Genomic DNA, 15862 nt, shown 5'->3' on the forward strand with positions numbered 1-15862 from the left:
TCAAATGCCAGAATCACCTACAAAAGCACGTTGGGTAGCAATAGTTACGGGTGCATTTTCAATATTAATAGCATTAATCTATCTGGTTTTGATTACGGTTTTAGATGCTCGTGGTCCGATGCTCCCTCCCCCTCCCGAAGCCCTGGGCGCGGTGGTAGTTGTCTTTGTTGATTTTTTCTAAGAGGAACAATTACTCGACGGACTGCCAATTCCATAAACTTTTGAAGAGATGAATCCCGTTTGTTCAGATCGTAATGATGTTGAACAACTTCTTGGATACCACCATCTCCCCAGTCTTGATCTTGTTGAAAGTAGGTGATAAAGCTTGCACCTGCTATTCGTGTTAGCCATGCAGCAGCAATACCTTGAATTGCTTTCCCTACTAATAATGAAGGTAGATTGATACTGAGTGCTGAGCCAATAAGGGATACTCCCCCTTTTATTATTCCTAGCCCAGCCAAAGTTCGTCCTACCGAAACTGTTAACTCTTGTGCCCGGTCTTTAGTTAGTTGTACTCCATATATACGAGCAACCTCTATTACCATTTGTGCATTAACTGCTGCTGTTACAAGAAGATCTGCTCCTGGTAAAGGGGTTGCGACGACAACACCACTACTTATCCAGCTGTATCTGTCTACACACTTCCTGGCAACTTGTTTTCGTTGACTATTAAGTAGTTTTTTACCTTTGTCTCCAAGATTCCGACATTGAAGCAGAATATTATCTGCTAGAAGTTCCTCCCCATCATCATGTAGGACTTTCGCTAGTCGACGTAAGAGTTTATTTATCTCAGCCGGAGGTTGCCATGGTTGTTCTCCTGGAATCGGAACTGACTGTGGAGAAGCGCAACATGGAATGACATCTTCTGAATCAACTAAACCCTTACAGTGTCGCCTTAACAAAGCAAGAAGCCTTCGCTCTTCTTCTTCGCCGCGTAGATCACATTTGTTTAAGACGATTAATAGCCGTTTCCCAAGGTTAGTCAGACTTTTTATGACTTCAAGCTCGGCTGAGCGCAAGTCACTATCTACAACGACAACCATAAGATCTGCACTACTTGCGCGTAGTCGTGCTTCTTTCTCACGGCTATATCCATCTTTGCCTGCTTCTAGAATTCCCGGTGTATCTATTAGTTTTAGGCCTCTATCTAACCTTTTAAGTCTTAGCCGGTAAATTTGACTTGATTTTGTTGAACCCATCTGGGCTCCAACTCTACCAACCACTTCATTAAGTATTGCTCTTATAAGAGATGTCTTGCCACTAGATCCAGTTCCAAAAATAACTACTACTAGATCTCCTCTTGCAAGTTCTTTTTCGACACGGTCTCTATCTTGCCTAAGACCTTCAGTTGCAACATTGTCCTGTAAACGTTCTAATAATCGATCTATACTCTTTAAACTTTGCTTTGCTGCTTGATGTCTATTCTTTGGAATTAATGTTTGGCTTTTAGAGTTTATACTTTGATTCGATATTTTATTAAGAAAGGACTGAAACCACGGCCAACCTACTTGAATTATTAGGGCCAATAGCAGGCAACCGGCTAGAAATAATACAGGCCCTACTAACCAATAGGGGAGGAAGTATTCAAGAGAATAACGAACTTCATTAATTAATCGTAGAAATCCTCCTATTACTGCTCCTGTGAGGAGTAATAGGATAAGTCCACCAGAACTATAAATTAGTAATTTCTGGCGATTCATTTGTTAAGATGGTTGATCTGGCATCTTTTTTTTGTACTTAACAAGCTCTTCAATAAAAAAGCAGATTACAGCAAGATTAATGACAATGTCGGCTAAATTAAATATTGGGAAGTTAATAGGTATTAGTTCAAGAAAATCATTCACATATCCAACTCTCCATCGATCTATTCCGTTTCCAATGCAACCACCTAGAAGAAAAGATAAACCTAATCCTCTAAAAGTAAGAAATGACTTGCTTCTCCATATCCATATAATTAATCCGATAGACACAGAAAGACTTAAAAAACCTAATATATGTGTAGATTTATTGAATAAACTAAATGCTGCTCCTGTATTTTGGACTAAACGTAATTGGATTAGATTAGGTATTAATATTAAATATTGTTTTTCTTTAAGCACTTGAATTGCTATGATTTTGCTTAACTGATCAGAAGCAATAACTAAAGTGCTCAAAAGAAAAATAAATTTTCTTTTTAATAGAATTTTTCTCATGCGATAAAAAGTAAACCTCTTAATGCAATTGATAAAACTCCTATGGCTGGACATAGGAGTATTTGGGAAGGTAAAGGAGCGATTGAATAGCTAAATAGAAGTTCAGGTAGAGTCTCTTGCCAACTACCTATTGCCGAACCAATTATTAAATAAAGTCCTCCCCAAATTTGTAGAATGATTATTCCAGCTAAAGCACATAAGGCAAGAGTAATTAAATCAATACTCTTGCTTTGCTGTAAAAGACGACCGCTTATCCAAGCAGCTGGTATAAAACCAGTTAGATACCCGAAACCAGGACTTGCCAGATAATTGAGACTTCCGCCCTCATGAAATATTGGCATATAAAAAAGGCCAATAACTAAATAAGCCAATGTGGCTATTACAGCAGCTCTTGGGCCGAAAACAAGAGCTGAGAGCAGTAGAGCGGGTACTTGGAAGGTACTAGCAAGAGGAACTGCTTTTGGAGTGAAATCTAGTCCTGGCAGGATCAATGCAGTAGGAGTGAAACCCCCTACCATCATCATCATGAGAGCTGCAAGTGCACCGCTCCAAATTGCCAAAGCTCGCACATAATGATTACAACTTTTACCATCCTGCATTAGGAAAGAGACAATTACTAGCTTGTATGGACCTATCTATTGGTGACAAAGTCTCTTTAGTCGTTCCTTTGTCCTATCTAAAGACCGCAGACCCTAAGCCAATGCTTAGGCCTCCTGACCTAGTTTCTTCAGAAGAGATAGGGGAAATTGTCGGATTTAATGCAATTGATATCGCGAGAGTAAGGTTTCGACGTGGAGTTTTTTTGATTCCTACTGACCATCTTTCTAAAATCTGCCACGATGATCTTGATCAGTCTGACTGAGATAGATCTTTAATACATATCAGATGTGTTAATAGCGCCATTTATTTGCTAGCTTTCCTATCGTTTCTTTAGGGCCACACAAGCTTAGAAGTGGCTTATTGAAATATTTATGAGCGATATTTTGAAGGTCTTTACTTGTGATTTCTTCAATTTTTTTGATACTTTCTTTATCGTAATTATCTCCCAATCTGAATGCTCTTAATAGAGCTTTTCTTTCTGCACATTGGGCTACTGTTTGAGACCCATGAGCTATTTGACCTCTATATTTTGCTCGTGCTAATACTAATGATTCTTCAGAAAGTGATGTTTGTTTAAGATTCTCCCAGATTTCCAAAATAAGTTGAAGGGTTAATTCAGCTTTTTCTTCACTGGTTGATACATGTAGCAGAAAAGGTGCTGTTCTTTCACGTGTTGGATGATGTACACCTACTTCATATGCAACTCCGTGCTTTTCTCTAAGTTCTCGGAAAAGTAAACTAGACATTCCTGAACCTAAATGACAATGGAGTAGACGTAAACCCAAGTCATCTTCATGACCATGACCAATTGTTGTTTGCCCTAGCATTAACACGACTTGTCCAGTGGGCTCTGCTTCTAAGGTGATTGTTGAATTATTTTTATTTATGTAGTTAGTCAGTTGCTCTTCTTTGGATGTTTGAATTGAAATTTCTTTCTTCTTAGATAGCAATTCATTAAATGGTCTTATTTTATATAGTCTTTCTTTTAAATCATTGGGAAAAATCCCTGAAATAGCCATCACTTGATTTTCATCAACCAGCCTTTTAGCAATTGGTAAGAGATTTTGACGCTTAAGTGTTTTGACATCGTTTGTTATACCCAAAGGGTCGTGACCATAGGGCCCTTTACCATAGGCAAGATGTCTCCATCCATCAAAAGCCACTTGAAAGGGGTTTTCTTTTTGTCTTTGAAGTGCTTGAAGCGTTAACTCCCTTTCTAGTTCTACCTGATCGGAATCAAGATGTGGATTTGTTATCATCCATCCAATAACAGGTAGTAGTTGTTGAGCATCACTATCGGAACACTTGAGGCTAATAAGTAGTCCATCTTCAGTTGTATCGCAACGGAGTCCTGCACCACAACCTTCTACAAGATTGGCTAGCTCTAAGTTGTTGTAGGGACCACAACCTCTACTTATTACAGACCCTAGTAATTGATGAGCTCCTTTTTCATCGTCCGGATCTAAGCTGCTTCCTCCTTTAATCCAAACTTTTGCTGCCAAGATCCCTGGAGCTTGAATTGGATCTAAAGCGATATCAAGTGGGCTCATGATTCGACTTCAGAAGGCTTGGCAATTAATGTGCAACTAAGTTCAGGTTTTAGCTGACAAAAAATTTCATCTTTAAGTTTCGAACCTGACCAATAATCGATGTATTCCAAGGGCTCAAGTAGACCTTGAGGACGTTCCCAAAGGGTTTGTGCACCAGCTAGAGCTGCTACTTGGCTTGTTGCTTCAAGATTGAAGCAATGACCATTCCTGACGAGGTGACAAGCTCGATCTAGTTCATGTTTTTTGGGGAATGAATTTATACTTTCGCCCAGGATTTTATGAATTTCTTCTTCAACTCTGTCCAAGTTTTCTTCTCTACAACAAGCTTCAAGTAAAATTAATCCACCTTTTTCTAAGGAAGTTACATCCATATCAATAGTTTCGACTATTTGTAGATCTTCTCTTAGGTGTTTTACAAGGCGACTGCAGCGGCCTTCAGCCAGAAGTGAAGTAGCAATATCAGCACCCATAATAATTTTTTGTTCCTTAGCAGGGGCTATGGGCCATGCCATTAACAATCGCGATGATTCGAGCCGAGGAACTTCAAACTCTTGTCTGAGCTTTTGAAATGGAATGTTTGTAGAGGTTTTGGTGGCTAAATCTGGCTTGGAACTTTTCTCTAATTGTGAGAGCAAACTCTTTTCAATCAATTTATCTATATTTTGGGGGAGGGCTCCGGCAATTGATAGGCAACAGTTCTCAGCGGTATAAAGCCGACGATGAAAACTTCTCATTTGTTCAGGGGTACTTTGTTTGAGACTTTTCTTGTATCCAAGGATGGGCCTCCCATATGAATGGTCACACCAACAAGTACTCAATAATTTTTGAAAGGCTTTTTCATCTGGTTGATCATTCTGTTGGGCTATTTCTTCAAGTACTACTTCTCTTTCCATTGCGTAGGCACTTGGAAGAAGAGCCGGTTGTAGTACAAGGTCCAGTAAAAGGTCTAATGCTGGTGCGACTACCTTGGGTGGTACAAGTACATGAAAATGTACGTCATCAAACCCAGTAGCAGCATTGCTGCTACCACCAAGTGCTTCAATCTTTCTATCAAACTCTCCTGCATCATTGTTATTACTTCCTTTGAAGACCATGTGTTCAAGAAAGTGTGCAATGCCTTCTTCTCCAGGCCATTCATTGGAACTGCCTGCTTTAAACCAGAGGTCCAGACAAGTCAGTGGAGCCTCTTTCATTGGTGCTATGACACAAAGAGTGTCGTTTTGCAGAGCCCAATGATGGAGATTGGGCCCTTGAATTGAAATTGTCAGAGTTGGCTTTCAAAACCCCATTCTTATCTTAATGCTGTCGTGTTGTTTAATCCCTCAAAAAGTGAACAAAGGCTTCATCCCTTTTTGGAATCCCTAGCAAATCTAATTAGGCTTCGCAGATCTGTTTTGCCTCGTCTAATCCCATTAGAGTTAAATTCTGATTTGCTAGATATTAAAGGTAAATTAGATGGAGATGATTTGTTTATTCGTAACGAATTTCATCGTGCAAGAGGGATAAGAAAGGTTCATCTAGAGATTGCAAGGATTGGTTCAGGCTTAGAGATCCTTCACTGTGTCTTTTTTCCTGAGCCAACATTTGATATCCCGATATTTGGAGTAGATATTGTTTCTCGAAATGAGTCTATTCTTGCGGCTGTTGTTGATCTTTCTCCAGTTGATAAAGATTTGCCTTTAATTATTCAGAAGAAATTGTCAGACCTCTCTCTTCCAATCTTTAGACATGTTAGACAATTGCCTGACTGGGGGGATATTTTTTCTAATTATGTACAGTTTATACGACCTGATGGAAGAGAAGAAGAAGAGTCTTTTCTGAAAATTGTTGATTCTTATTTAGAAATCCTATGCACTACATTGTCTTTGTCAGAACCTGACTTGCTTGATTCTGCCCTTACGATTGGTAGGCTTAATTATCAGAAGTACTATTGCCTACAACAAAGACGCAACGACAAAACTAGAAATGTACTGGCGAAGGCATTCAGTCCTCAATGGGCCGATCGCTATATAAATACACTGTTATTTGAGGATCCAACCAATTTATGAAGCCAAAATTTCTAATATTAATTATTTCACCAGTTCTTGGATTTTTCTTAGCATCTTTGTTCTCTACATTTGTTGAGAGGTCAAAGGAGGCAACTGAAATTAAATCATCAGAACCTCTTGTCATACCTCTTGAGTCTGTAGCAGCTTTAGGTCAGTTGTCACCATTAGGGGAGGTAAGAAGTCTTGCGGCTCCGATTAGTGGCTTTGGAGGTACCCCGAGAGTTGCAGAGTTGTTAATCAAAGAAGGGGATTTCGTGAAGAAAGGACAAGTATTAGCGATTTTTGATAATAAGCCTCAAATCCTTGCTGATTTGTCTGGAGTTAGAGCAAGAATTAAGACTCTTAGCATAAAAATTAAATTGCAGACTAGACAAGTTGCTCGTTTCAAACAAGCAGCAAAACAGGGTGCCGCATCAATTGTAAATCTTGAAGATAAAGAGGATGAACTAATTAAACTTGAAGGCCAAAGACTGGAAGCACTTGCAGAACTTATAGGTCTAGAAGCTGACCTTAATGATAGTCAGCTCAAGAGTCCTATTGATGGAGTGGTTTTAAAAATTAGTTCTAGAGTGGGTGAACGCCCAGGAGAAGAAGGAGTAGTAGCAGTAGGTGCTAATCACTCTATGGAAGCTCTTATTGAAGTATATGAATCTGATATTAATAGGGTTTCAGTCGGTCAATCAGTTTTGTTGACTAGTGAGAACGGAGGTTTTAAAGGGACCCTTAAAGGCAGAGTTAAAAGAATTAGCCCACAGGTTAGACAAAGGAAAGTTTTATCTACCGATCCAACAGGAGATGCTGATGCAAGGATTGTGGAGGTACGTGTAACTTTAGAGCCAAAATCTGCAGAACTGGTTAAGTCACTTACTGGCATGAAAGTAATAGCCAGATTTAAGTTATCGTGAAATTATGGCATTGGAAAGGTAGGAGGATTCCCCTCTCATGGTTGTTGCTTTCTAGGCAACCTTTGAGGCTATTTGTAGCTCTTGCTGGTATTTGTTTTGCTGGAATACTTATGTTTATGCAATTAGGCTTTCGTGATGGTTTGTTTGATGCAAGTGTCACTGTTCATAAATTATTTGACGCTGATTTGGTATTGATGAGTCCCCGTTCTATGAGTTCTATAAGCATGAGTGGTTTTCCAAGACGAAGGCTTATACAAGCTATGGCCCATAAGGATGTAATAGGAACCACACCTGTTAATTGGAATTTTCTTCTTTGGAGGAATCCTGAAACTCTTTCAACAAGGTCAATACTTGCATTGGGTTTTGAGCCAGGTGATCCGTTATTAAAAAACCCTGAATTTGCTTCAAAGGCTCAACCATTAAAAATTCGTGGAAGAGTGTTGTTTGATGAGCTTTCTAGAGACGAGTTTGGCCCTATCCCAATGTGGTACAGAAATGGGCGCATTATTGAAACAGAAGTAGCAGGGAAAAGAGTAAGAGTTGCAGGCTTAGTAAGTTTGGGACCATCTTTTGGTGCTGACGGGAATTTGATAACTAGTCGAGAAACTTTTATGCAATTATTACCATCATCTCCACCTGGGAGTATTGAAATTGGCCTTATTAGATTGAGGCCAGGGTCAAACTCAGAGTCTGTTGCTAAGTCAATAAGTAAAAGCTTGCCTGGAGATGTAAAAGTTCTGACTAGGCAGGCTTTTATTGATTTTGAAAAAAATTACTGGCGTACAAGTACCTCAATTGGCTTCATTTTTACTCTTGGTGCAGCTATGGGTTTTGTAGTTGGATGTGTGATTGTTTACCAGATTCTTTATAGCGATGTAAGTGACCATCTCCCAGAGTATGCAACTCTTATGGCTATGGGTTATAAATTAAAAACTTTGCTTGGGGTTGTTGCTCGAGAAGGGATTTTACTTGCTGTCATGGGTTATATACCTGCTTATTTGTCCGGTCAGGCTTTATATGCTTTAGTTCGAAATTCAACAAAATTACCTGTAGCAATGGATCCACAAAGGGCTTTTCTCGTTTTTTTATTGATATTGGTTATGTGCATGGGCTCTGCATTAGTAGCTATGCGACGTTTAGCAGATGCCGATCCAGCTGAGATATTTTAGTGGATACAATTCCTTCTCGTGTTACTTCTAAATATGAGAACATATCTATGTCAAGTATTCCTTCTATAGAAATTGATGGGCTGAGTCACTGGTTTGGAAAAGGCACGATGCGACGGCAAGTTCTTGATTCAATTTCTATGCAGATAAACCCCGGCGAAGTGGTATTACTTACTGGACCCTCTGGCTGTGGTAAAACAACTTTACTTACATTAATAGGAGCACTTCGCAAAGTTGAAAAAGGCAGTCTTTCCGTCTTTGGTCATCAATTAAAAGGCTCTGCACGTAGAACGCGACAAAAATTGCGACGTCAAATTGGCATGATTTTCCAGGGACATAATCTCCTTCGTTGTTTGACTGCTGAACAAAATGTTCAAATGGGGGCTGACTTAATTGCGGGATTGTCCTATCGGTCTCGCCGAGATCAGGCACGTGAATGGTTAAGGGCTGTTGGTCTTGAAGATCAAATGAGTAAGCTTCCTCATGATCTCTCTGGTGGTCAGAAGCAGCGAGTGGCAATTGCAAGGGCACTTGCGGCTCAACCAAAATTGTTATTAGCAGATGAACCAACTGCAGCACTAGACAGTGTTACTGGTAGGGAAATTGTTGATTTATTAAAGAAATTAGCTTTAGATCAATCATGTTCTGTTCTTATGGTCACTCATGACCCAAGAATTCTTGATGTTGCAGATCGTCTTTTAAAGATGGAAGATGGCAGATTGCTTGTTTAGCTTGTAGAGGTTGGATTGTTATCATTGAATTGATATTCCAAAGACATGGCAAAACGTAGAAACCTCAAAAAAGAAAAGCAGGAGCGCAACCGTGCATATGCTCGGAAATTTAAAAAGCGTAAACTTCGTAATGATGGACGAGGTGAAGGGGCAGGAAATGGAGTAACTGGTACTGCCAACAATGGAGGAGCAGCAGACTGAGCTTCATTGATATCAACCTTCAATAAAGCTAATTGCTGTATCATCTTTTTTTTCTTTCGATAGGCTGTTAACTTTTTAGAGAATTTGGTATTTAAGGGTGTTCATAAGCGTCGTAATACCTACCTATAATCGCAAGCCGATTTTAGAGAAGTGCTTAAATGCGCTTGAGAGTCAGCTTCTAAATTCTTCCATAGAAGATTATGAAGTAATAGTTGTAGATGATGGTTCTACTGACGGTACACCAACTTGGCTCAGGCATGAGAGGGCTAAATTCCCCCACGTTCGCTTAGTTGAGCAAAAACATGCAGGCCCTGCTGAGGGCCGCAACCGTGGTGTTTCTCAGTCGCGTGGAGAAGTGATTGTTTTTATAGATAGTGATTTAGTAGTTACTAAAACTTTTCTGTCTTCTCATGTAAAGACTTTGACTCGTTCCTGGCGAAGTCAGGCAGATCGACTTTGCTTTACCTATGGAGCGGTGATTAATACTGCTAATTTTGACAATCCCACTTCTGAACCTCATAAGCTTCAAGATCTTTCATGGGCATATTTTGCAACTGGTAATGTGGCTATCGATAAAGAGGTTTTAAAATCTTCTGGCCTTTTTGATACTGCTTTTTGCTTATATGGTTGGGAAGATTTGGAACTAGGTGAAAGGCTTAGAAAAATGGGAGTAAAGCTGGTGAAATGTCCTCAAGCTGTTGGTTACCATTGGCACCCTCCCTTAAGCCTGGATCAAATTCCTCTCTTGGTAAAAGTTGAGAGGGAAAGAGCAAAAATGGGGCTTGTTTTCTTTAAAAAACATCCGACGCTTCGTGTTCGTTTCATTATTCAATACACCTGGCTCCATTTATTTCTATGGGAGGTTTTAACCCTTAGAGGTTTTATTAATGAGCGAAGCCTCAGGCCCCTACTGGCTTTGTTGATTAGGAAAGGACATCCAGGTTTAGCAATGGAACTACTTAGAATTCCTTTAAATCTTTTTGGAGTTAGAGCAATCTACAAAGAAGCCTCTATTAGGGGCATCCGTTGACAGGCCTTTTGATAAATTAGATAGGTAAATACAAACACGCACACCTGCTCGTTTCGGGTGATGGCTGTCTTGATCAAGTACTTTTCTTGACTGACTTTCATCCCTGTCAGGTGGAGGCGAACCCGAAACCCAAAAAAACATGGCTGTAGTAACTCTCTCCGAGATGATGGAGGCTGGTGCGCATTTTGGACACCAGACACGTAGATGGAATCCAAAAATGTCGCGCTATATCTATTGCGCGAGAAATGGAGTTCACATTATTGATTTAGTAAAAACCGCTGTGTGCATGAATAGTGCATATAAATGGACCAGAACTGCAGCCAGGAGCGGTAAGCGGTTTTTATTTGTCGGAACTAAAAAACAGGCTTCTGAAGTTGTTGCTATGGAGGCAACTCGTTGTGGAGCGTCATATGTAAATCAACGATGGTTAGGAGGAATGCTTACTAATTGGACCACGATGAAAGCTCGTATAGATCGCTTAAAGGATCTTGAGAGGATGGAATCAAGTGGAGCTATAGCAATGAGGCCCAAAAAGGAAGCTGCTGTTTTACGTAGAGAGCTTGAACGTCTTCAGAAATATCTTGGAGGACTAAAAGGAATGAGAAGATTGCCTGATGTAGTTGTCTTAGTTGATCAACGTCGTGAAACCAATGCTGTTTTGGAGGCACGTAAATTAGATATTCCTCTTGTATCAATGCTCGACACAAATTGCGACCCTGATCTATGCGAAGTGCCGATACCTTGTAATGACGATGCAGTTCGCTCTGTTCAGTTGGTTCTTGGGAGATTAGCTGACGCCATAAATGAAGGTCGTCATGGTTCAAATGATCAGCGGGGTGAGAGCAGTGGAAATTAAACCCACTTCTCTGCACCTTTCTTTGCTCTCGAAGTAATTTCGCTAGCAACCTATTCACAAATTTCACTTCTAATCCAATGGCGGACGTCTCAGCCAAAATCGTTAAAGAATTGCGCGACAAAACTGGAGCAGGGATGATGGACTGTAAAAAAGCTCTAGTTGAAAACGATTGTGATATGACTAAGTCGATTGAATGGTTGAGACAGAAAGGAATCGCTAGCGCTGAAAAGAAATCAGGCAGGGTTGCTGCAGAGGGCGCAATTGGTAGTTATATCCATACTGGCTCTAGAGTAGGTGTACTTTTGGAATTAAATTGTGAGACAGATTTTGTTGCGCGAGGAGATCTCTTTCAGGGACTTTTGAAGGATATTGCAATGCAAGTTGCTGCATGTCCAAATGTTGAATATGTAAGTACTGATCAAATTCCAAATCATGTTGTAGAGAATGAGAAATCCATTGAAATGGGGCGAGATGACTTAGCTGGAAAACCAGATCAAATAAAGGCAAAAATAGTAGAAGGAAGAATAGGTAAGCGATTAAATGAACTTGCCTTGATGGAACAACCCTTTATTAAAGATAGTTCAATGACAGTTGCTGAGTTAGTAAAGCAAGTTGCAGGCCAAATTGGGGAGAACTTACAAGTAAGACGATTCTCTAGATACACCCTAGGAGAGGGCATTGAAGTCAAAAAAAGTGATTTTGCAGAAGAAGTAGCCTCAATTTCTGAAAATTGATTTTGAATTATAAAGATAAAAATGTTAAGGGATTTGACCCTAAAGAACAGTTAGAACTTCTAAAGAAAAAGTGTCATATTTTAACGCCAAAGATATATCGTTCATATGAACTTTACTTGCAGGTAATCAGGTCAACGCTTCTAGCCACTGTACGTAATGCAATAATTTCTTTGGTTACAGGAAAAGATTTTCATAATCTAGATTTAACGAATATTGAGAATACCAAGAGTTGCCAATTAATGATTGATCAATTAGTTAGAAAATGTATCTCGATGCTAACGATTGAGCAAATAATGGACCTAGTAGATCAGATTGAAAGAGAGAATAATGCTTTAATAGATGATGCTAAGAACCAGATGTCTAAGGAGCTAAGTAGTGGACAGCTAACGAATATTGAATATGAAGAAGATATTTTAGTTGACGGTAAGAATGTAGAACTTACTAGTCAACCACCAATCAATAATCCTTCTCAAATAGATGGATGGTTCTTTTCTGATGCTTATGTGGAATCTAATGATACTGCTTCATATGATAACTATAAGTTAAATGATAAATTATTAGATGATCACCATACTAACAATGAATTTACAGATCTACCCTTAAACAATAATAATTGGAAAGCTTCGATCAAATCAGCTCCACTTGATATAAGAAAAAGTAGGCTTGATTCATTAAAATCTCTTTTCTCGATGGCAATTCAAGCTTTTGATGGAAAAGAAAGTCAGAAATTGCCATCTAAACATATTTCTTCACACCGACCTTCAAATAATGAGACAGATAAAGATAAAGTCTTTTTACTTGATACACCTCAAGATTTGGCAAATTGGACTAACTCTTTTGAAGAAGGTATTTCTAGAAGGTTGAGAAACCTTTCTCATGCATTAAATATTGAACTCTTAAGAGTTGGAATTTTGAATAGTATTCTTCCTATCACTATTTTAGAGGCAGTTCTGTCTGGACAAATGAGTTCTCAAGATTCACAGACTAATATCTTGAGAGTTAATGTGCCCACGAATTCTTCTGGTCTAGTTGAGGGTATAGATATAGCTTGCATCTTGGTTCGTTTATCTGAATTAGAGTTTGATAATGCCCAACTCAGGAATTTGAGGTTGCAATTGAATCAGTATCAAAAGGATATATCTCAAATGGTGCGACAATACCGATATTGGCAAGGTCGTTCATTGTCTTATGAGATTCACCATAATTGGTGGAAGGACCCTAAAGACTCATCAGCTACCCTCCCCCCAATGAATTAACAGAAGATCAACTTAGTGATCTTAGAGCTTGGCTAAAGCCCCTAAAGCAGGCCTTGGCTTTGGAAGTAGAGCATGGTTTTAGTGATTTGTTAGGTAGAGATGAAACCTTTAGCTCTTTCATGGCTCGACAAATTATTGCCATTCCTGATAACAATATAGATAGATCTTTATTGTCTAGATTAAACGATATCTCAAAAAAATATCTACAATATGCTGATAATACAGACTCTATAAAGCGCCGCTTGGTATCTAGTACCAGGCAGTTTCTGTATAAATTAGAAAAAGAATTTTGTTTGCCCAGTCAAGATCATAAGCTAAGCTTAAATATAAAGAATATTGAAGACTCTAAGATTAGTCCAGGATCAATTTCTCATACAATATTAAGCCTTAGTAGTCCGTTAATTGATGTCAAGGGTATTGGCGTAAAAATCGCGGAAAAATTAGCATCTATTGGCATTCTCTCCATCAAGGATTTACTCCAAGCCTATCCTAGAGACTATGTCGATTACTCATCATTACTTGCTATCAAAGATTTAAAGCCAGGTAAAACAGCAACTTTAGTTGCAACTGTACGACGTTGTAATGGATTCAAGAGCCCTAAAAATAAAAATTTATCTATTCTTGAATTACACCTTCAGGATAAAAGTGGGCGTATTAAAGTCACTAGATTTTTTGCAGGTTACCGTTTCAGCCATATTTCATATTTAAAAAGCCAGATAAGGCTTTATCCTCCCGGATCGCTAGTTGCAGTAAGTGGAATGGTTAAAAGTGGCCCTTATGGAAAGACTTTCCATGACCCATTGATAGAAGTTTTAGAAAATAAGAACTCTTCAATTAAATCTCAAAGTATTGGTCGATTATTGCCCGTTTACTCATTAACTGAAGGTCTTACTGCAGAACGTTTTAGAAATCTCATGGAAATTGTTTTGCCATTGGCTAAAACATGGCAAGATCCGCTTCCAGAAAATAGATTAAATACCCTTTCTTTACCTACTAAGAGTGAAGCAATAAGAGCAATACATAGGCCTTATAACCAAAACTCACTTAAAGCGGCACGTCGCAGATTAGTCTTTGATGAATTCCTTTTATTACAACTGAGTTTATTACGAAGGCGCATTGCGCTTCGTAAGTGCTCTGCTCCACCATTAAATATTTCATGGGAACGTGATGGATTAGTTGGTCGTTTCCTTGAATTATTACCGTTCTCATTAACAAAAGCTCAACAGCGAGTTCTATCCGAAATTGAATCGGATCTTGTTAAACCAGATCCGATGGCCCGTTTAGTACAAGGTGATGTGGGAAGTGGTAAAACCGTTGTAGCAATAGCAGCTCTTTTAAATGCTGTTCAATCTGGTTGGCAAGGAGCTTTCATGGCTCCTACTGAAGTCTTAGCAGCTCAGCATTACAGAACATTATGTAAGTGGCTTACTCATCTTCACGTAAATGTTGAGTTACTTACCGGATCTACGCCTCGTAAGCAACGACGTCGAATTTTAGATGATCTCTCAAATGGATCTTTGAAAATACTTGTAGGCACTCATGCACTTATTGAAGACCCAGTTTCATTTTTACGTCTAGGACTAGTTGTGGTTGATGAGCAACATCGGTTTGGTGTGCACCAGAGAAATCGATTATTAGCTAAGGGGCTTCAGCCACATCTATTAACGATGACTGCTACACCTATTCCTCGAACGTTAGCCCTTTCTTTGCATGGCGACTTGGATGTCAGTCAGATTGATGAATTGCCACCCAACCGTACACCTATAAAGACATATTTACTTTCAAGTGCACAAAGAGAAAGGGCATATCAATTAATCAGAGATGAAGTTTTAAAGGGTCAGCGAGCCTATTTCGTTTTACCATTGGTGGATGAATCAGAAAAACTTGACCTCCGTTCAGCAATTGAGGTTTATAAGCAACTAACAGAAGTTGTTTTTCCAGAATTTGTTGTGGGTTTGTTGCATGGACGAATGACTAGTGCTGAGAAGCAGTCTGCTATTCAGGATTTTGTTACAGGTAAATGTGTGCTGCTTGTCTCGACAACAGTAGTCGAAGTTGGTGTAGATGTAGCTGAAGCAACTGTAATGGTTATAGACCATGCAGATCGTTTTGGTCTGGCTCAATTGCATCAATTGCGAGGACGTGTTGGAAGAGGAGCAAAAACTTCTCATTGCTTGCTTATCAATGACAGTCAAAATGATCTGGCAAGGCAACGCTTAGAAGTTCTTGTTAGTTCAAATGATGGGTTTGAAATTTCAGAAATTGACCTGCGTTTACGTGGACCAGGACAAGTTCTAGGCACGCGGCAGTCGGGGCTACCCGATTTTGCGCTTGCTAGCTTGATAGATGATCACGCAGTTCTTGATGAAGCACGGAAGGAGGCTATCAATATTTTGGAAGATGACCCTGAGCTTGAAAGAAATCCGCTACTTAAACAGATTGTTGACGAGCATTCGGAGCGTTTAAGCAATAAAGCAAGCTTGAATTAATATTTTCCACATACCTGAGACTCGTCTAATACTGTTGAGATCTTTTCTTGTGAAAGCCCTTACGAAAGGAATATCTAGATATTCTAGGTATATCTAGTGGTAAT

The 15862-nt window shown here is 39.3% G+C and carries 15 protein-coding genes and 1 pseudogene; 11 read left to right on the forward strand and 5 right to left on the reverse strand.

The window, feature by feature from the left end:
* Window positions 1–92 precede the first annotated feature (92 nt).
* The 3 genes from SOI82_RS01255 to SOI82_RS01265 are packed head-to-tail and all read right to left on the reverse strand — an operon-like array spanning window position 93 to window position 2761.
* Entirely contained in the window at window positions 93–1700 is a 1608-nt protein-coding gene (locus tag SOI82_RS01255; RefSeq protein WP_320667587.1) for a GTP-binding protein, read from the reverse strand.
* A gap of 3 nt (window positions 1701–1703) precedes the next feature.
* Window positions 1704–2192 (reverse strand): signal peptidase II, encoded by a 489-nt coding sequence (lspA, locus tag SOI82_RS01260; RefSeq protein ID WP_320667588.1) that lies wholly within the window; start codon window positions 2190–2192, stop codon window positions 1704–1706.
* Window positions 2189–2761, reverse strand: a complete 573-nt coding sequence (locus tag SOI82_RS01265) for a biotin transporter BioY (RefSeq protein ID WP_320667589.1) — start codon at window positions 2759–2761, stop codon at window positions 2189–2191. The genes lspA and SOI82_RS01265 overlap by 4 nt, the downstream gene beginning before the upstream one ends.
* Between SOI82_RS01265 and SOI82_RS01270 the strand changes: the two genes are divergently transcribed.
* The gene (locus SOI82_RS01270; protein WP_320667590.1) at window positions 2731–3054 is read left to right on the forward strand and encodes an NAD(P)H dehydrogenase assembly family protein; all 324 of its coding nucleotides are present in this window, start codon (window positions 2731–2733) and stop codon (window positions 3052–3054) included. The genes SOI82_RS01265 and SOI82_RS01270 overlap by 31 nt on opposite strands.
* A 28-nt stretch (window positions 3055–3082) precedes the next feature.
* Here SOI82_RS01270 and SOI82_RS01275 read toward each other — a convergent pair whose 3' ends face one another.
* Window positions 3083–4342 (reverse strand): pitrilysin family protein, encoded by a 1260-nt coding sequence (locus tag SOI82_RS01275; protein WP_320667591.1) that lies wholly within the window; start codon window positions 4340–4342, stop codon window positions 3083–3085.
* Window positions 4339–5535: a pitrilysin family protein gene (locus SOI82_RS01280; protein ID WP_320667592.1), complete on the reverse strand. Its 1197-nt coding sequence runs from the start codon at window positions 5533–5535 to the stop codon at window positions 4339–4341. The genes SOI82_RS01275 and SOI82_RS01280 overlap by 4 nt, the downstream gene beginning before the upstream one ends.
* A gap of 61 nt (window positions 5536–5596) precedes the next feature.
* On the opposite strand from SOI82_RS01280, the pseudogene SOI82_RS01285 reads away from it, so the two are divergent.
* The 10 genes and pseudogenes from SOI82_RS01285 to recG all read left to right on the forward strand — a co-directional run bounded on the left by SOI82_RS01285 (window position 5597) and on the right by recG (window position 15758).
* Window positions 5597–6390 (forward strand): annotated as a pseudogene (locus tag SOI82_RS01285) (phycocyanobilin:ferredoxin oxidoreductase).
* Window positions 6387–7295, forward strand: coding sequence for an HlyD family efflux transporter periplasmic adaptor subunit (locus SOI82_RS01290; protein WP_320667593.1), 909 nt, complete (start codon window positions 6387–6389; stop codon window positions 7293–7295). The pseudogene SOI82_RS01285 and the gene SOI82_RS01290 overlap by 4 nt, the downstream one beginning before the upstream one ends.
* Complete coding sequence (gene devC, locus SOI82_RS01295) at window positions 7292–8464, forward strand: ABC transporter permease DevC (protein ID WP_320667594.1); 1173 nt, start codon at window positions 7292–7294, stop codon at window positions 8462–8464. Before SOI82_RS01290 ends, devC begins: the two co-directional genes overlap by 4 nt.
* 47 nt (window positions 8465–8511) lie before the next feature.
* Window positions 8512–9192 (forward strand): DevA family ABC transporter ATP-binding protein, encoded by a 681-nt coding sequence (locus tag SOI82_RS01300; protein ID WP_320668440.1) that lies wholly within the window; start codon window positions 8512–8514, stop codon window positions 9190–9192.
* Window positions 9193–9237: 45 nt separating this feature from the next.
* Entirely contained in the window at window positions 9238–9393 is a 156-nt protein-coding gene (locus SOI82_RS01305; RefSeq protein ID WP_006171625.1) for a hypothetical protein, read from the forward strand.
* Window positions 9394–9490: 97 nt separating this feature from the next.
* Entirely contained in the window at window positions 9491–10423 is a 933-nt protein-coding gene (locus SOI82_RS01310) for a glycosyltransferase family 2 protein (protein ID WP_320667595.1), read from the forward strand.
* Between the two features lie 139 nt (window positions 10424–10562).
* Window positions 10563–11279, forward strand: coding sequence for a 30S ribosomal protein S2 (gene rpsB, locus SOI82_RS01315; protein ID WP_320667596.1), 717 nt, complete (start codon window positions 10563–10565; stop codon window positions 11277–11279).
* 77 nt (window positions 11280–11356) lie between these two features.
* Window positions 11357–12013 (forward strand): translation elongation factor Ts, encoded by a 657-nt coding sequence (gene tsf / locus SOI82_RS01320; RefSeq protein WP_320667597.1) that lies wholly within the window; start codon window positions 11357–11359, stop codon window positions 12011–12013.
* 116 nt (window positions 12014–12129) lie between these two features.
* Window positions 12130–13269 carry a hypothetical protein gene (locus SOI82_RS01325; RefSeq protein ID WP_320667598.1) on the forward strand — a complete coding sequence of 380 codons (1140 nt, stop codon included), beginning with the start codon at window positions 12130–12132 and terminating at the stop codon, window positions 13267–13269.
* Window positions 13270–13322: 53 nt separating this feature from the next.
* Entirely contained in the window at window positions 13323–15758 is a 2436-nt protein-coding gene (recG, locus tag SOI82_RS01330) for an ATP-dependent DNA helicase RecG (RefSeq protein WP_414153517.1), read from the forward strand.
* The last annotated feature ends 104 nt before the right edge of the window (window positions 15759–15862 follow it).

The organism is Prochlorococcus sp. MIT 1307, assembly GCF_034092395.1.
GTDB lineage: Bacteria > Cyanobacteriota > Cyanobacteriia > PCC-6307 > Cyanobiaceae > AG-363-K07.

Bases quoted from the DNA above. Each gene is read 5' to 3' on its own strand.
- SOI82_RS01290 (WP_320667593.1), top strand. From the start codon at position 6,387: ATGAAGCCAAAATTTCTAATATTAATTATTTCACCAGTTCTTGGATTT.
- rpsB (WP_320667596.1), top strand. From the start codon at position 10,563: ATGGCTGTAGTAACTCTCTCCGAGATGATGGAGGCTGGTGCGCATTTT.
- SOI82_RS01280 (WP_320667592.1), bottom strand. From the start codon at position 5,535: ATGAAAGAGGCTCCACTGACTTGTCTGGACCTCTGGTTTAAAGCAGGC.
- tsf (WP_320667597.1), top strand. From the start codon at position 11,357: ATGGCGGACGTCTCAGCCAAAATCGTTAAAGAATTGCGCGACAAAACT.
- SOI82_RS01255 (WP_320667587.1), bottom strand. From the start codon at position 1,700: ATGAATCGCCAGAAATTACTAATTTATAGTTCTGGTGGACTTATCCTA.
- lspA (WP_320667588.1), bottom strand. From the start codon at position 2,192: ATGAGAAAAATTCTATTAAAAAGAAAATTTATTTTTCTTTTGAGCACT.
- SOI82_RS01305 (WP_006171625.1), top strand. From the start codon at position 9,238: ATGGCAAAACGTAGAAACCTCAAAAAAGAAAAGCAGGAGCGCAACCGT.
- SOI82_RS01300 (WP_320668440.1), top strand. From the start codon at position 8,512: ATGTCAAGTATTCCTTCTATAGAAATTGATGGGCTGAGTCACTGGTTT.
- SOI82_RS01275 (WP_320667591.1), bottom strand. From the start codon at position 4,342: ATGAGCCCACTTGATATCGCTTTAGATCCAATTCAAGCTCCAGGGATC.